General features: G+C 71.3%; 14 protein-coding genes. 3 read left to right on the forward strand and 11 right to left on the reverse strand.

Features of this window, described 5'->3' with window-relative positions:
- Window positions 1-19: 19 nt before the first annotated feature.
- Window positions 20-697 carry a response regulator transcription factor gene (locus AB0J36_RS17200; RefSeq protein WP_355048673.1) on the reverse strand — a complete coding sequence of 226 codons (678 nt, stop codon included), beginning with the start codon at window positions 695-697 and terminating at the stop codon, window positions 20-22.
- Window positions 698-880: 183 nt separating this feature from the next.
- Here AB0J36_RS17200 and AB0J36_RS17205 point away from each other — a divergent pair, with 183 nt between their 5' ends.
- Window positions 881-1,432, forward strand: a complete 552-nt coding sequence (locus AB0J36_RS17205; RefSeq protein ID WP_357131539.1) for a Uma2 family endonuclease — start codon at window positions 881-883, stop codon at window positions 1,430-1,432.
- Between the two features lie 28 nt (window positions 1,433-1,460).
- Here the strand turns inward: AB0J36_RS17205 and AB0J36_RS17210 are convergent, their stop codons facing one another.
- The 5 genes from AB0J36_RS17210 to AB0J36_RS17230 form a co-directional block, all read right to left on the reverse strand.
- Complete coding sequence (locus tag AB0J36_RS17210; RefSeq protein WP_363660851.1) at window positions 1,461-2,123, reverse strand: DUF5701 family protein; 663 nt, start codon at window positions 2,121-2,123, stop codon at window positions 1,461-1,463.
- 66 nt (window positions 2,124-2,189) lie between these two features.
- Entirely contained in the window at window positions 2,190-2,948 is a 759-nt protein-coding gene (locus AB0J36_RS17215) for a LytTR family DNA-binding domain-containing protein (RefSeq protein WP_053651534.1), read from the reverse strand.
- Entirely contained in the window at window positions 2,945-4,171 is a 1,227-nt protein-coding gene (locus tag AB0J36_RS17220) for a histidine kinase (protein WP_363660852.1), read from the reverse strand. The genes AB0J36_RS17215 and AB0J36_RS17220 overlap by 4 nt, the downstream gene beginning before the upstream one ends.
- Before the next feature lie 32 nt (window positions 4,172-4,203).
- Window positions 4,204-5,775 carry a sugar transferase gene (locus tag AB0J36_RS17225; protein WP_357131827.1) on the reverse strand — a complete coding sequence of 524 codons (1,572 nt, stop codon included), beginning with the start codon at window positions 5,773-5,775 and terminating at the stop codon, window positions 4,204-4,206.
- A gap of 264 nt (window positions 5,776-6,039) precedes the next feature.
- Entirely contained in the window at window positions 6,040-6,900 is an 861-nt protein-coding gene (locus AB0J36_RS17230) for a DNA-formamidopyrimidine glycosylase family protein (RefSeq protein WP_357131550.1), read from the reverse strand.
- A gap of 24 nt (window positions 6,901-6,924) precedes the next feature.
- Here AB0J36_RS17230 and AB0J36_RS17235 point away from each other — a divergent pair, with 24 nt between their 5' ends.
- Window positions 6,925-8,199, forward strand: coding sequence for a glycosyltransferase (locus AB0J36_RS17235; RefSeq protein WP_357131553.1), 1,275 nt, complete (start codon window positions 6,925-6,927; stop codon window positions 8,197-8,199).
- A gap of 30 nt (window positions 8,200-8,229) precedes the next feature.
- Here the strand turns inward: AB0J36_RS17235 and AB0J36_RS17240 are convergent, their stop codons facing one another.
- Together AB0J36_RS17240 and AB0J36_RS17245 are read right to left on the reverse strand one after the other, a co-directional pair.
- Window positions 8,230-9,426, reverse strand: a complete 1,197-nt coding sequence (locus AB0J36_RS17240) for a tetratricopeptide repeat protein (RefSeq protein ID WP_357131556.1) — start codon at window positions 9,424-9,426, stop codon at window positions 8,230-8,232.
- Window positions 9,416-9,538 carry a hypothetical protein gene (locus AB0J36_RS17245; RefSeq protein WP_357131559.1) on the reverse strand — a complete coding sequence of 41 codons (123 nt, stop codon included), beginning with the start codon at window positions 9,536-9,538 and terminating at the stop codon, window positions 9,416-9,418. The genes AB0J36_RS17240 and AB0J36_RS17245 overlap by 11 nt, the downstream gene beginning before the upstream one ends.
- 300 nt (window positions 9,539-9,838) lie before the next feature.
- Between AB0J36_RS17245 and AB0J36_RS17250 the strand changes: the two genes are divergently transcribed.
- Window positions 9,839-10,852 carry a tetratricopeptide repeat protein gene (locus tag AB0J36_RS17250; RefSeq protein ID WP_357131562.1) on the forward strand — a complete coding sequence of 338 codons (1,014 nt, stop codon included), beginning with the start codon at window positions 9,839-9,841 and terminating at the stop codon, window positions 10,850-10,852.
- 369 nt (window positions 10,853-11,221) lie between these two features.
- Here the strand turns inward: AB0J36_RS17250 and AB0J36_RS17255 are convergent, their stop codons facing one another.
- The 3 genes from AB0J36_RS17255 to AB0J36_RS17265 are packed head-to-tail and all read right to left on the reverse strand — an operon-like array spanning window position 11,222 to window position 13,705.
- Window positions 11,222-11,944, reverse strand: coding sequence for a CDP-alcohol phosphatidyltransferase family protein (locus AB0J36_RS17255; protein ID WP_363660853.1), 723 nt, complete (start codon window positions 11,942-11,944; stop codon window positions 11,222-11,224).
- A complete protein-coding gene (locus AB0J36_RS17260) occupies window positions 11,919-12,986 on the reverse strand; it encodes an iron-containing alcohol dehydrogenase family protein (protein WP_357131568.1) in 1,068 nt (355 codons plus the stop codon). The genes AB0J36_RS17255 and AB0J36_RS17260 overlap by 26 nt, the downstream gene beginning before the upstream one ends.
- On the reverse strand, window positions 12,974-13,705 hold the full coding sequence (locus AB0J36_RS17265; protein WP_357171787.1) for a phosphocholine cytidylyltransferase family protein: 732 nt from the start codon (window positions 13,703-13,705) through the stop codon (window positions 12,974-12,976). Before AB0J36_RS17265 ends, AB0J36_RS17260 begins: the two co-directional genes overlap by 13 nt.
- Window positions 13,706-13,721 lie beyond the last annotated feature (16 nt).

A 13,721-nucleotide genomic window follows, 5' to 3' on the forward strand; every position in this document is an offset into this window, starting at 1 on the left:
CAGTCCACCTGCCGGCCGGTCACGCGGGAACCTCCAGGGCGTATCCGACGCCGTGGACGGTCCGGATCAGGTCGGCGCCGAGTTTGCGGCGCAAGGCCTTCACGTGGCTGTCCACCGTGCGGGTGCCGGTGCCGTCGGCCCAGCCCCAGACGTCGGCGAGCAGTCGTTCCCGGGGAAGCACCGTCCGGGGTCGGCCGGCGAGGTGCAGCAGGAGGTCGAACTCGGTCGGCGTGAGGTGCACGTCCGCGCCGGCCCGGCGAACCCGCCGTTCGGCTTCGTTGATCTCGATGTCGCCGAGGCGGATGGCGGGTGGCGCGGGGGTCGCGGCCCGTTCCATCCGGCGCAGCAGCACGTGGACGCGGGCAGCCAGCTCGCGCATCGAGAACGGCTTGGTGAGGTAGTCGTCCGCGCCGACGGCGAGCCCGACCAGCAGATCGGTCTCGTCGTCGCGGGCGGTGAGCATCAGCACCGGAACCGGCCGGACGGCCTGGATACGCCGGCACACCTCCAGACCGTCGAACCCGGGCAGCATCACGTCGAGGACGACAAGGTCCGGCTGCCCGGTCCGGAACCGCTCAACCGCGCTGGGGCCGTCCGTGGCGATCTCCACCGCGAAACCCTCGGCGCGGAGTCGGGCGGCGACCGACTCGGCGATGGTGCGTTCGTCCTCGACGACCAGGACGCGGCGTTCCTTCATGGGGTCTGACTGTAGGGAGCCACCGTGGAGATCAGTGGGTGGCGTTGTGAACAACCTGTGGAGAACCGGTCAGCCCTGTGGATAACTCGGCGGCAATGGCCGCCGGCCTCCCCGAACGTCCGAGGCTCGTTGTGGACGACCAACCGAGCTGTCAGGGTGGACCGGTAGAGAGGAGGTGTGACGGTGACCAACCCTGCCCGGCCCGGCCGAGGTGACGCCTGGACGGTGGACGACCTCCAGGCCCTCCCCGAGGACAACCAGGTCTACGAGATCTTCGACGGGAGCCTGCTCGTGTCCCCCCATGCGGACGTCTTCCACGGCGCGGTCGCCAACCGCCTCCGCCGAATCCTCGACCGGCAGGCACCGGCTGGTCTGCTTGTCGGGCAGGACATCGGCGTCAGTGCGAAGCGCTCGTCGTACTTCGTTCCGGATCTGTTCGTCGCGCGCGAGAGCGCGATGGATCGGGGTGGCGCCGCGCTCGACCCGGTCGACGTGCTCCTCGTCGTCGAGGTGATCTCGCCGAGCAACGCCGGCCGCGACCTGGTGCTCAACCGGCACGAGTACGCGGCGGCCGGCATTCCCCGCTACTGGCTGGTGGAGCCCCGCAAGCAGACCGTGACGGTGCTCGTGAACGCGCCCGGCGGTTACCGGGAGCAGGTCGTCATGCCAGCGGGCGAGGTCTACCGCAGTGAGCAGCCGTTCCCGCTCACGCTTGCGCTCGCCGACATCTTCTGACCTGGCCTCTGCTCGGTGGTTGCCGGGTTCAGTCCAGGCCGACGCGCTCGGGGCGGGCCGAGGCGGAGCCGAGCCAGGTGTGCGGGTTGCCGTACCAGCACCAGCCGAGCTTCGGCGCGCCCTGGCTGATCCACAGCGCCGGCACCCGCCTGTCGCCGCACCGTGATCCGACCAGCGAGAAGCACCTGTTGCTGGCCAGCGCCTCGGGGTACAGCGTGATGAAGGCGAGCCCCTCGTCGATGGTGAGCGGAAGCCGATCCTGGGCGGTCATACCCTCCATGGCCGCCGCCGGGGCGAGGTTGCGGAACTCCTCACCACGGTCGACGTCGAAGAGGAGGTACGCCGGCCCGGCGGGTGCCTCCAGCTCCTTGATGGGGTCGAAGCGCGGCAGGTCGTCCTCGGCGTAGTGCCGGTCGAGGAACCCGGGCTTGCGCTTGCCGGCCAGGGTGGTGAGTTCGAGTCGGGGCTCCACGCCGATCAGGTCGCGCGTGACGACCAGCAGGAACGGCACCCGGGCGTCGGTGGGCGCGGGCAGGCCGGCGGCACCGTCGACCGCTCGCGCCCGCAGGGGCGCGACCAGGTCGCGGAAGGCGCTCTCGGTCATCCCGGCCAGGGTCGGGTAACCCAACTCCAGCAGGCGGTCGAGCTGGCTGTCGAACTCGGTCTCGGCGTTGAACGGAGTTTCGTGCACGGCGGCCTCCCGGGTTGTCGTACGGCCTAGCGTACAACGTACGGGATGGTCGGGCGCATTCCCGGTTCAGCGACTCCAATCCTGCTTCGCCGCCCTGACCAGCTTGTCCTTCAGCTCGCGGGTGTGCCGCCGGCTCACCGGCAGCTCGGTGGAGTCGACCACCACCACGTAGCCGGAGTTCACCAGACGCAGTTCCGCGATCAACTTCAACTGCACCAGGTACGACCGGTGCACCCGCACGAAACCCGCGTCCGCCCAACGCTCGGCAAGCGTGGCGAGCGAAACCCGTACCAGGTGCGACCCCTCGGCGGTGTGCAGCCGCGCGTAATCGCCCTGCGCCTCCACCCACCGCACCGCCGAGCGCGGCAGCATCCGGGTCGTCCCGGCCAGCTCGATCGGGATGGTCGGATCCTCCTCGGCGCGGGCCAGCGCCGCCGGGTGTGACGGCACCACCCGCGAACCGATCACCCGCCGCAGCGACTCGGCCAGCCGTTCGGCGCGTACCGGTTTGCGGACATAGTCCGTGGCGCCCAGGTCGAAGGCGTCCACCGCGCCGTCGTCGTACGCGGTGACGAAGACGATCGCCGGTGGCCGGGCGAACCGCCGCAGCACCCGGGCCAGCTCCATGCCGTCCAGGCCGGGCATCCGGATGTCCAGGAAGACCACGTCCACGTCGCCGTCGCGCAGCAGCCGCAGCGCCTCCGTGGCGTCCCCGGCCGTGTGCAGGCGGGCCACCCGGGGATCGGCCCGCAGGTGGTACGCCAACTCGTCGAGTGCCGGCGGCTCGTCGTCCACCGCCAACACCCGCAGGAACCCGGTGGTCACGAGCCGGCCCTTACGCCCGGGTGGAACTTCGGCACCCGCACGCTCACCCGCGTGCCCGAGCCCAGCCCGGTCTCGACGACCAGCCCGAAACGATCACCGAAGACCGAGCGCAGCCGCTCGTCGACGTTCGAGAGGCCGACGTGCTGGCCCGTGTCGTCACCCGGGTCGCCGGTGCTGCGGGCCAGCTCGGCGATGCCGGCGGTCAGCGCGGTCGGATCCATACCCACCCCGTCGTCCTCCACCGTGATGTGGCATTCGGCGCCCGCGTCCCGGGCCTCGATGCTCACCATGCCCGTGCCCGGCTTGCGGGACAACCCGTGCCGGACGGCGTTCTCCACCAGCGGCTGGAGGCACAGGAACGGCAGCGTCACCGGCAGCACCTCCGGCGCGATCTGCAACCGCACCTGCAACCGGTCGCCGAAGCGGGCCCGCTCGATCGTCAGGTACCGGTCGATCGACCGCAGCTCCTCGGCGAGGGTGGTGAACTCCCCGTGCGCCCGGAACGAGTACCTGGTGAACTCCGCGAACTCCAGGATCAACTCCCGGGCGCGCTCCGGGTCGGTGCGGACGAACGAGCCGATCGCGGTCAACGCGTTGTAGATGAAGTGTGGGCTGATCTGCGCCCGCAGCGCCCGGATCTCGGCCCGCGCCAGCCGCTCCCGGGACGAGTCCAGCTCGGCCAGGGCGAGCTGGTTGCCGGCCCAGTGCGCGGTCTCCAGGGTCGCCTGCACCAGCCCCGGCGCCGGCGCGTTGTCGGCGATCGCCACCAGCGCCCCGACCACCCGGGCGTCGGCGCCGTGCAGGGGCGCGACCACCGCACCCCGGATCGGGCAGTCCACCCGGTCGCAGCGCAGGTCGGACTCCCCGAGCACCGTCGACCGCCCGGAGCTGATCGACCGCTGGGCCGCCGCCAGCAGCTGCTCGCCGTGGTGCGTGCCGCGTCCGTCGAGGGCGAGCACCTTGTCGGCGTCCGTGAGCGCCAGCCCGACCGCGCCCACCAGGGCCCGCAGATGGCGTACGGCCTTCGCCGCGCCGGCCGCGCTCAGCCCCGCCCGGAGCGGTTCGGCGGCCAGCCCGGCGGTGTGCAGCACCTCGTAGGTGGCCCGCTGGGTGGCGGTGGCGATGCCGCGCCGGGCGCGCAGTCGCAGCACCGCCAGCAGAGCCGCGGTCAGCGCGGTGACCAGCGAGACGACGCCGACGACGGCGGAGAGGTTGCCACCCACGCAGCGATCCTGACGGCTCGCCGCCGCCCGCGCTAGTAGGCGCCCTTGCGGGCGAGCACCACACCGACCGTCCGCCACAGGATGCTGAGGTCGTACGCCAGCGACCAGTTGTCGACGTAGTAGAGGTCGAGCCGGACGGCCTCGTCCCACGACAGGTCGGAGCGGCCGGAGACCTGCCACAGCCCGGTCATGCCGGGGCGCACCAGCAGCCGGCGTCGCACGTCGCCCAGGAAGTCGCCGTCGTCGGCGGGCAGCGGGCGCGGTCCGACCAGCGACATCTCACCCCAGAGCACGTTGATCAACTGCGGCAGCTCGTCCAGCGACGAGGCCCGCAGGAAGCGACCCACCGGGAAGACCCGGGGGTCCTGCTTCATCTTGAACAGCATGCCGTCGGTCTCGTTCTGGTCGGTGAGGCTGGCCAGCCGGTCCTCGGCGTCGACGTACATCGTCCGGAACTTCCACACCCGGAACGTGCGTCCCTCGTGCCCCACCCGGGGCTGGCGGAAGAAGACCGGCCCGCGGTCGGAGATTCGGATCGCCACCGCGATCGAGATGAAGAGCGGGATCAGCAGCAGCAGGCCCAGGCCGGCGGCGACCCGGTCCATCAGGTTCTTGGCCAGCAGCGCCGGCCCGGAGAGCGTCGGCTCCTCGACGTGCAGCAGCGGCAGACCCTCGATCGGCCGGATGTGCACACGCGGGCCGGCGATGTCGGTCAACTGCGGGGCGACCACGAGATCGACCCCGGAGCCTTCGAGCTGCCAGGCCAGTCGGCGCAGCTCGCCCGGCTCGGCGCTGGCCGACCCGCACACGGCGATGGTGTCCCCGCCGACCTCGCGGACCAGGGCCAGGACGTCCCGGCCCGAGTGCACCGGCACCGGTGTCGGCACCCCGCGGGCCGCCGCGTAGCCGTCGGTGATGTGGATGGCGACCGGCATCAGGCCGGCGGCCGGGCTACGGGTGACCGCCGCGTAGACCTCCAGGCACTCCGGCAGGGTGCCGACCAGCACCATCCGGTGCGCGGCCTGACCGGCCCGCCGACGGATGTAGTGCAGCGCCCAGCGGGCCACGAAACGGCCCCACAGGATCAGCAGCAGCGCCCCGAGCAGCGCCGTGCCCACCGTCCACCGCGACAGCGCGGTCTTGGTGGCGAAGGCGAGGAAGGAGACGCTGGCCGCCACCGTGACCGCGGCCCTGATGACCCGCTTGAACTCGTCCGGGCCGAGCCCCAGATAGCGCCGGTCGTACGCCCGGTTGCTCCAGAGGATGACCACCCAGCCCAGCGGCAGCAGGAGGTAGGAGATGGTGTGGAACCAGGTCGGGTCCTGGTTGGTGCCCGAGAAACCCGAGGCGGCCTGGTCGAAGAGTTGGATCGCGATCCAACTGGCGAACGCCGCCGCGCCGAAGTCGAGCAGCAGCAGGATCGCGGTGTAGGGGCGGTGCCAACGGGAGACACGTCGTCGCGCCCTGGCCCACGCCGACCGAGGGACGCCGTTGTGTGACGGCGGCGTCGGCGGCTGGATCTCGAAGCTGTCGACGTGCCGCACGAGTCTGCTCCGGCCTTCGTTGGATACCGGGCGCTGGAGGCTTGCCGTCACCTCACCCATGTCCTCCCGCATGACACGTGCCGCTCACTCGCCGTGAGGGCCCGGGTCGCCCACCGTCCCAGTCTCCCACGCGGGCTCCGGCCGGTCGCCGCCCCGCAGGAGATTGGCGACCGATGGTGTCGGCGGGATCTGGCCGGCTCCGCACCATTTCAGAAGCCGGGGACCGGGCCACTATACCGATGGATACGCCTGTGGCGAGAACGGTGGACCGGAGGTTCGGCTCACTCGGGTCGATTCCGCTCTGTAGTCGCCTCGTGGGATTACTCACCGTACGAGACGGGACAACCGTCGGTCAGCCAGCGGCTTGCCGCCGGTCTGACAGGTGGCGCAGTACTGCAGGCTCGAGTCGGCGAACGAGACTTCCCGGACGGTGTCGCCACAGACCGGGCAGGGCAGGCCGGTACGGGCGTGCACCTTCAACCCGGATCGCTTCTCGCCCTTGAGTTCGGCGGCACGCTGACCGAGGGACCGCTCGACGGCGTCCCCGAGCACCTGCCGTGTCGCCGCGTGCAGGGTGGCGAGCTGGGCGTCCGTGAGCCGATCGGTGATCGCGAACGGAGACAGCTTCGCGGCGTGCAGGATCTCGTCGGAGTACGCGTTGCCCACCCCGGACAGCACCGACTGGTCGGTCAGCACCCCCTTGACCTGCCCGCGTCGGCTGCGCAGCCGCTCGGCGAAGGTGGGCAGGTCGGCGGCGAGCGCGTCCGGCCCCAGCTTGGCCACCCCGGGTACCGCCGCCGGGTCGGTGACCAGGTAGGCGGCCAGCTTCTTCTGCGTACCGGCCTCGGTGAGGTCGAAGCCGGAGCCGTCGTCGAGCCGGACCCGCACGGCGATCGGGCCCTTGCCGGGGCGCAACGGGGTGGTGGCCGGGAACGCCTCCCGGTAGTGCAGCCAGCCTGCCCGGGCCAGATGAACCACGAGATGCAGGTCACCCTCGATCACCACGTCGAGGAACTTGCCGTGCCGACGGGCGTCGACCACCGCCTTGCCGGCGACGGCGGTGGGTGCCGGATCGTACGTCTTCAGGGCGCTGATCGCGGCGATCTCCAGCCGGTCGACACGCCGCCCCACCGCGCGCTGCCGCAGGTAACCCGCGAGCGCTTCAACCTCCGGTAGTTCGGGCACCAGCCAACGGTAGCCTTCTTTCCCGTGAGAATCGTGGTGGCGCACAACCGGTACCGGGAAGCTCAGCCCTCCGGCGAGAACACCATCGTCGACGCGGAGATCGCCCAGCTCACCGCCGCCGGTGTCGAGGTGCTGCCCTTCATCCGCAGCTCGGACGAGATCCCCTCGATGTCGAAGGCCGCCAAGGCGCTGCTGCCGATCTCACCGATCTGGGCGCCCCGCGCACAGCAGGACCTGAGCCGGCTGCTCACCGAGCACCGACCGGACGTCCTGCACCTGCACAACCCGTACCCTCTGATCTCGCCCTGGGTGGTGCGGACCGCGCACCGGCACGGCGTGCCGGTGGTGCAGACGGTGCACAACTACCGGCAGGTCTGCTCCTCGGGGATCTACTTCCGCGACGGGGTGATCTGCCAGGACTGCAAGGGCCGGGCGCTGGGCGTGCCGGCGATCAGGCACCGGTGCTACCGCGACTCGGCGGCGCAGAGCGCGCTGATGGCGACCACCCTGGCCGTGCACCGGGGCACCTGGCGCTCCGTGGACCGGTACATCGCGCTCACCACGGCCATCGCCGACCACCTCCGCGACTACGGCATCCCGGACGACCGGATCGTCGTGAAGCCGAACGCGATCCCCGACCCGGGCCGACCGTCGCCGCTGGGTGACGGGTTCCTCTACCTGGCCCGGCTCTCCCCCGAGAAGGGCGTCGACCTGCTGCTGGACGCTTGGCGGCGGCATCCGGTGGGTTCGCTGGGCACGCTGCGGGTGGCCGGTGACGGCGAGCTGCGCCCGCTCGTGGAGGCAGCCGCCGCCGAACGACCCGACGTGGTCTACCTCGGTCAGCTCGACCGGGCCGGCGTGCAGGCCGCAGTCGAGGCGAGCGCGGTGGTGATCGCCGCCGCGATGTGGCACGACGTGCTGCCCACCGTGATCATCGAGGCGTTGGCGAGCGGCCGGCCGGTGCTGGGGACGGCGCTGGGCGGCATTCCGTACCTGGTCGGGGCCGACGCCCCGCACGAGCCCGCCGGCACCGGGCCCGCCGAGATCGCCTCCGCCGTCGCCGGCCATTCCCCGCCGCCGGCAGGTCCGCCTGCGGTGCCGGCCGGCCTGGTCACCGGCACCGCCGGCTGGGTGGTCCCGCCGGACCCGGCCGCGTTGGCCGCAGCGCTCCCGGTCGCGCGGGCTGGCGCCGCCGCGCTCGCCGCACCGGCCCGGCTGCGGTACGAGCAGACGTTTCACCCCGACGTGGTCATCAAGCGCCACCTGGACATCTACGCCGACGTGGCCCGCCGCCGTTGACCCCGAACCTGCCGAAAGGTTGATCACCGCTCAGGTGTTGGGCAGGGAGCGTTGTTGGCGGAGTTGTTCGAGGAGGGCGGTGTCGGCTTCGAGGTCGGGGCGGTCGACCTGCCGGTCCAGGTCGACGACGTGTTCGAGTTCCCGGATCGCCTGGTCGAGGTCACCCCCCGCCCCGTGGGCCATCGCGATGTTGTACCGAGTGACGGCTTCGCCGGCCCGGTCGCCGACCTCCCGCTGGATAAAGAGGGCTTGGTGGTAGTGGTCGAGGGCCTGTTGCCGATCCCCCAACCGGTTGTGAACGCTGCCGATGTTGTTGAGGGTGACGGCTTCGCCGGCCCGGTTGCCGACGTTCCGCTGGATGGGGAGGGCCTGCTGGTAGTGGTCGAGGGCCTGCTGCCGATCCCCTAAACCGTCGTACACGTGGCCGATGTTGTTGAGGATGGTGGCTTCGCCGGCCCGGTCGCCGACTTCCCGCGCAATGCCGAAAGCCTGGTGGTAGTGGTCGAGGGCCTGCTGCCGATCCCCCAAACTGTTGTGGACGCTGCCGATGTTGTTGAGGGTGGCGGCTTCACCGGCCCGGTTGCCGACGTTCCGCTGGATGGGGAGGGCTTGCTGGTAGTGGTCGAGGGCCTGCTGCCGATCCCCTAAACCGTGGTACGCGAGGCCGATGTTGTTGAGGGTGGCGGCTTCGCCGGCCCGGTCGCCGACCTCCCTACCAATGGGGAGGGCTTGGTGGTAGTGGTCGAGAGCCTGCCGCCGATCCCCCAACCGGTTGTACACGTGGCCGATGTTGTTGAGGGTGGCGGCCTCGCCGGCCCGGTTGCCGACCTCCCTCAGGATGGGGAGGGCTTGGTGGTAGTGGTCGAGAGCCAGCCGCCGATCCCCCAGCTTGTCGTACACGCTGCCGATGTTGTTGAGGGCGGCGGCTTCGCCGGCCCGGTTGCCGGCCTGCTGGTACAAGGTCAGGGCCTGCTGGTAGTCCTCCAGTGCCGGCCAGGGCCGACCGGTTGACGCCCGCGCCCAGCCACGCCGATAGAGGGCGTCGGCGTCCGGGCCGAGGGTCAGGGTCGCGGTGGCCATGGCCTCGACCGCCGCGAACCGCGACGTATCCAGCCACACCTGACACACCCGGGCACCGACATCCCCGGCGATCGCCGGCTGCCGCCCGACGACAGCAAGCCGATGCACCTCGACCCATCGGGCGAGGTCCCTCGGGTCAGTGGCCATCGGAAGGGGCGACGCTGTCGTTCGGCCCCACGGCCCCGACCAGCGCGGCCCGCAGCTCCGCCGCCCAGCTCGCGGCTTGCGCCCCGGACACCTGCACCGTGGCGTTTCCCATCGCCCGCGCCCTCCCCCGGTACGCCCGGTCAAGCCGGCCCAGGACCGCCCACGTCCGGCCTCGGCTAAGTGATCGACGGGCGGACCTTGGCGGCTACTGTACGTTTCATCCGCTTCCCGGGACCGCTCGATGAGTCCGCCTCAGGTGACGGGTTTCCGACGCGCTTAGCGCATCCCGGCCATCGTGGGAAGAACAATGACGGCCGATGCCACCGCCGCATGCCGGTGGTGTCGCGGTCCGACCCTCGGCAACCGCCGCGTCGGCAACCGGTAGCAGCAGGAGGAGCGAGGTGGGTCGGGCATGGCGGGTCGGGGAACGCCGCGACCGCGCCCCGTCGCCCCCGCTGCGGCGACCACCGTCGCCCGACACGTGGAGGTGCATCGGCTTGCTGTCGCTGGTCGGCTGCCGGCGATCGCCCGGGACCTCGGTGCCCGCGTGTGTCAGGTGTGGCTGGATACGTCGCGGTTCGCCGCGGTCGAGGCCATGGCTACCGCGACCCTGACCCTCGGCCCGGACGCCGATGCCCTCTATCAGCGTGGCTGGGCCCGGTCGTCGACCGGTCGGCCCTGGCCGGCACTGGAGGACTACCAGCAGGCCCTGACCTTGTACCAGCAGGCCGGCGACCGGGTCGGCGAAGCCGCCGCCCTCAACAACATCGGCAGCGTCTACAACCGGTTGGGGGATCGGCAGCGGGCCCTCGACCACTACCACCAGGCCTTGCCCATCCTGAGGGAGGTCGGCGCCCGGGCCGGCGAAGCTACCGCCCTCAACAACATCGGCCACGTGTACAGCCGGTTGGGGGATCGGCAGCGGGCCTTCGACTACTACCACCAGGCACTCCCCATTACGCGGGAGGTCGGCGACCGGGCCGTCGAAGCCACCACCCTCAGCAACATCGGCCACGCGTACGCCGGTTCAGGGGATCGGCAGCAGGCCCTGGACCACTATCACCAGGCCCTCCCCATTACGCGGGAGGTCGGCGACCAGGCCGGCGAAGCCACCACCCTCAGCAACATCGGCCACGTGTACGCCGGTTCAGGGGATCGGCAGCGGGCTCTGGACCACTATCACCAGGCCCTGCCCATCCAGCGGGAGGTGGGCGACCGGGCCGGCGAAGCCGTCACCCGGTACAACATCGCGATGGCCCACCGGGCGGGGGGTGACCTCGACCAGGCGATCCGGGAACTCGAACAGGTCGTCGACCTCGACCGGCAGGTCGACCACCCCGACCTCGAAGCCGACACCGCCATCCTCGAACAACTCCGCCAACAACGCGCGGAAGACCGCGGTTCTGAACCGCCTGCGGGACCGTGAGGGCAGCGCTGCCGACGGCGAAGACGAGACGCCCCGATGCCAACGGGTTGCCTTCCCTCAACCCACACGCCGACACCCCGCGCCCCCGCGAGATCGTGCTTGATCCAGGATCTAGTGGCCTCGGGGCGGCCGGATGGCACTGTTTCCTGGTTCGAGCACGATCTTGTCGGCGGGCGTCGGGTCAGGACACCACTGCGGTCGTTTCGGGCGCACGGGCGCGGCAAGATCTACACGACATCAGGGAAACTGCTGCCTCCCACATCCAGGAGGCAGCAGTTTCGGGGAAGTTGTGCGGATCTTGTGAAACGCAGCCGCGGGCGGGTCAGCGCAGGGAGGCTGCGGATCTTGCGGAACGCGGCGGGGGTGGGGTCAGCGCAGCGAGGCGCGGGCGGAGAAGGCGATGCTCGCCAGCAGGAAGCCGCCGTTGACGATGGTGAACGCGACAAGCACCCAGAGCGCCAGCGCGGGCGCTGCGGCGAGGACCAGGGCGGCCACGAAGACGACCGCGCCGTAGTCGCGGACCAGCTTCACGAGGCGTACGGGCAGCGAGGTCGAGGTGACCATGCTGGCGGCGTTCGGGCCGGCCTGCATCACCGAGGTGACCAGGTTGACCATCCAGGTGCCCGCGAAGGTGGCCACCAGCCAGGTCGGGGTGGACGGCTCCTGCGCGACGGCGGTGGCGGCCAGCGCGGCCACCAGGGCGATCTGCGCGGCCACGTCGCAGAGCACGTCGATCCGGGCCCCGGCCGCGCTGCCCCGGCCGGTCACCCGGGCGAGCTGCCCGTCGGCGCAGTCCAGGGAGTACGCCACCTGCCAGCCGACCAGGGCGATCAGGCCGACGACCCAGGCCGGTACGTCCCCGTCGGCGACCGGACCGGCGAGCGCGACCACGGAGATCGAGGTGGCCAGCCCGAGCACCAGGTTGGTGAGGGTCAGCGCGGTCGGGCGCAGCCCGAGGCGTTGCGCGACCAGCGCGAACACCGCGCCGAGCCACTGGCTGATCGACTCGCTGAACAGGCCGCCGCCCCGGTTGACCCGGTGGAAGTCGGCGACGGTGGGACGGGGGTCAGCCAAGCTGGTCGCGGATTGCACCGGCGTAGTCTGCCAGCCGCTCCCGCGTCTCGGTAGGCGACAGGGCCAGGTGCTCGAGGATGGTGTACCGGTCCGGGCGGGTACGCGGCGCGAACTGCACCGCCTCCACGAACTGGTCGTCGGTGAGCGCCACCTCGGCGGGGAGCCGGGGCAGACCGTGCCGGGCGAGGCAGGCGGACATCTCCGCGAAGCGGCGTTGGTCACCGCGCAGCCAGGTACAGAACAACGCCCCCAGCCCGGCCAGCTCGCCGTGCGAGGCGGTGCCGGGGAAGAGGGAGTCGACCGCGTGCATGATCTCGTGGCAGCCGCCGCTGGACGGACGGCTGGTGCCGCAGACCGCCATCGCCAGGCCGCTGGAGATCAACGCCTCGGCGAGGACGGTCACGAAGGAGTCGTCGCTCATGTCGCCGGGGTGGTTGAGCACCGCTTCGGCGCCCGCCCGGGAGAGCGAGGCGGCCAGTCCATCGACCGGCTCACCGCGTACCTGCCGGGCCAGCTCCCAGTCGGCCAGCGCGCTGATGTTGCTGACCACGTCGCCGATGCCGGCCCGGTTGTGCCGGTCCGGGCCGCTCTCCACGAAGTCCAGGTCAACGATCACCGCGATCGGGATGTGCACCCCGTAGGAGCCCTTGATCCCGTCCGTGATGAGGCTGGCCACCGGGGAGCCGATCCCGTCGTTGGCGAGGCTGGTCGCCACCGACACCATCGGCAGCCCTCGGCGGGTGGCGGCGTACTTGGCGACGTCTATCGTCTTGCCACCGCCGATGCCGACGACCGCGTCGTACGAGCGGGTGCGGAGCTTGCCGCCCAGGTCGTCGGCGGCCTCGAGGGTCCCGCCGGAGACGGTGAAGACGTCCGCCGAGCGCAGCGACGGTTGGATCAGCTCGGCGATCTGGGCGCCCTGACCCGGGCCGAGCACCACCGCGACGTCGCCGCCGGAGGAGATCCGCCCGTCGGCCAGGATCGCGGCCAGGTCGGCGACCGCCCCGCGTCGCACGTCGATGTGCAGCGGGGTGAGGACGCTCCGGGCTAGTAGCGGCACGCGATCTCCCGCGCGCGGGCCAGGTCGGCGTGGTTGTCGACCTCGACCCACGGGACGTCACCGATCGGCGCGGCCCGGACCTCGCCACCACGGTCGGCGAACTCCTGGTAGCCGTCCTCGTAGTAGAGGTTCGGGTCCCGCCGCCAGGTCGCCTCGAGGGCGTCGGCGAGCGCGTCGGCGACCTGCGGCTCGATCAGCGTCGCGCCGATGTACTCCCCGTACGCCTCGCCCGGATCCATGATCTTGGTGATCCGGGTGAGCTGGCCGGCGGCGTCGAAGGTGGTCTTCATCTCCTCCTCGGCCAGCGGCTTGAGGGTGTCCACCGCGAGCAGGATGCCCGGTCCGCGCTCGGCCAGCAGGGTCTTCTCCACGCTCACTGGGTGCACGGTGTCGCCGTTGACCAGCAGCACGCCGCGCGCGAAGTGCTCCCGGGCCAGCCAGAGGGAGTACGCGTTGTTCCACTCCTCGGCCTTGTCGTTGTGCACCAGGGTGAGCGTGACCCCGTACTTCTTCTCCAGCTCGGCCTGCCGTACGCGGACCGCGTCCGCCGCGTAGCCGACCACGATCACGATGTCGGTGAGCCCGACCTCGGCGAGGTTGCCCAACGCGATGTCCAGGATCGTGATCTCGCCGTCCACCGGCACCAGCGCCTTCGGCAGCGTGTCGGTGTACGGGCGCAGCCGGCGCCCCGCCCCGGCCGCGAGCACCATTCCGATCATCGCGACATCCTCCCTC

It is taken from the genome of Micromonospora sp. NPDC049662 (assembly GCF_040675055.1).
Taxonomy (GTDB): domain Bacteria; phylum Actinomycetota; class Actinomycetes; order Mycobacteriales; family Micromonosporaceae; genus Micromonospora.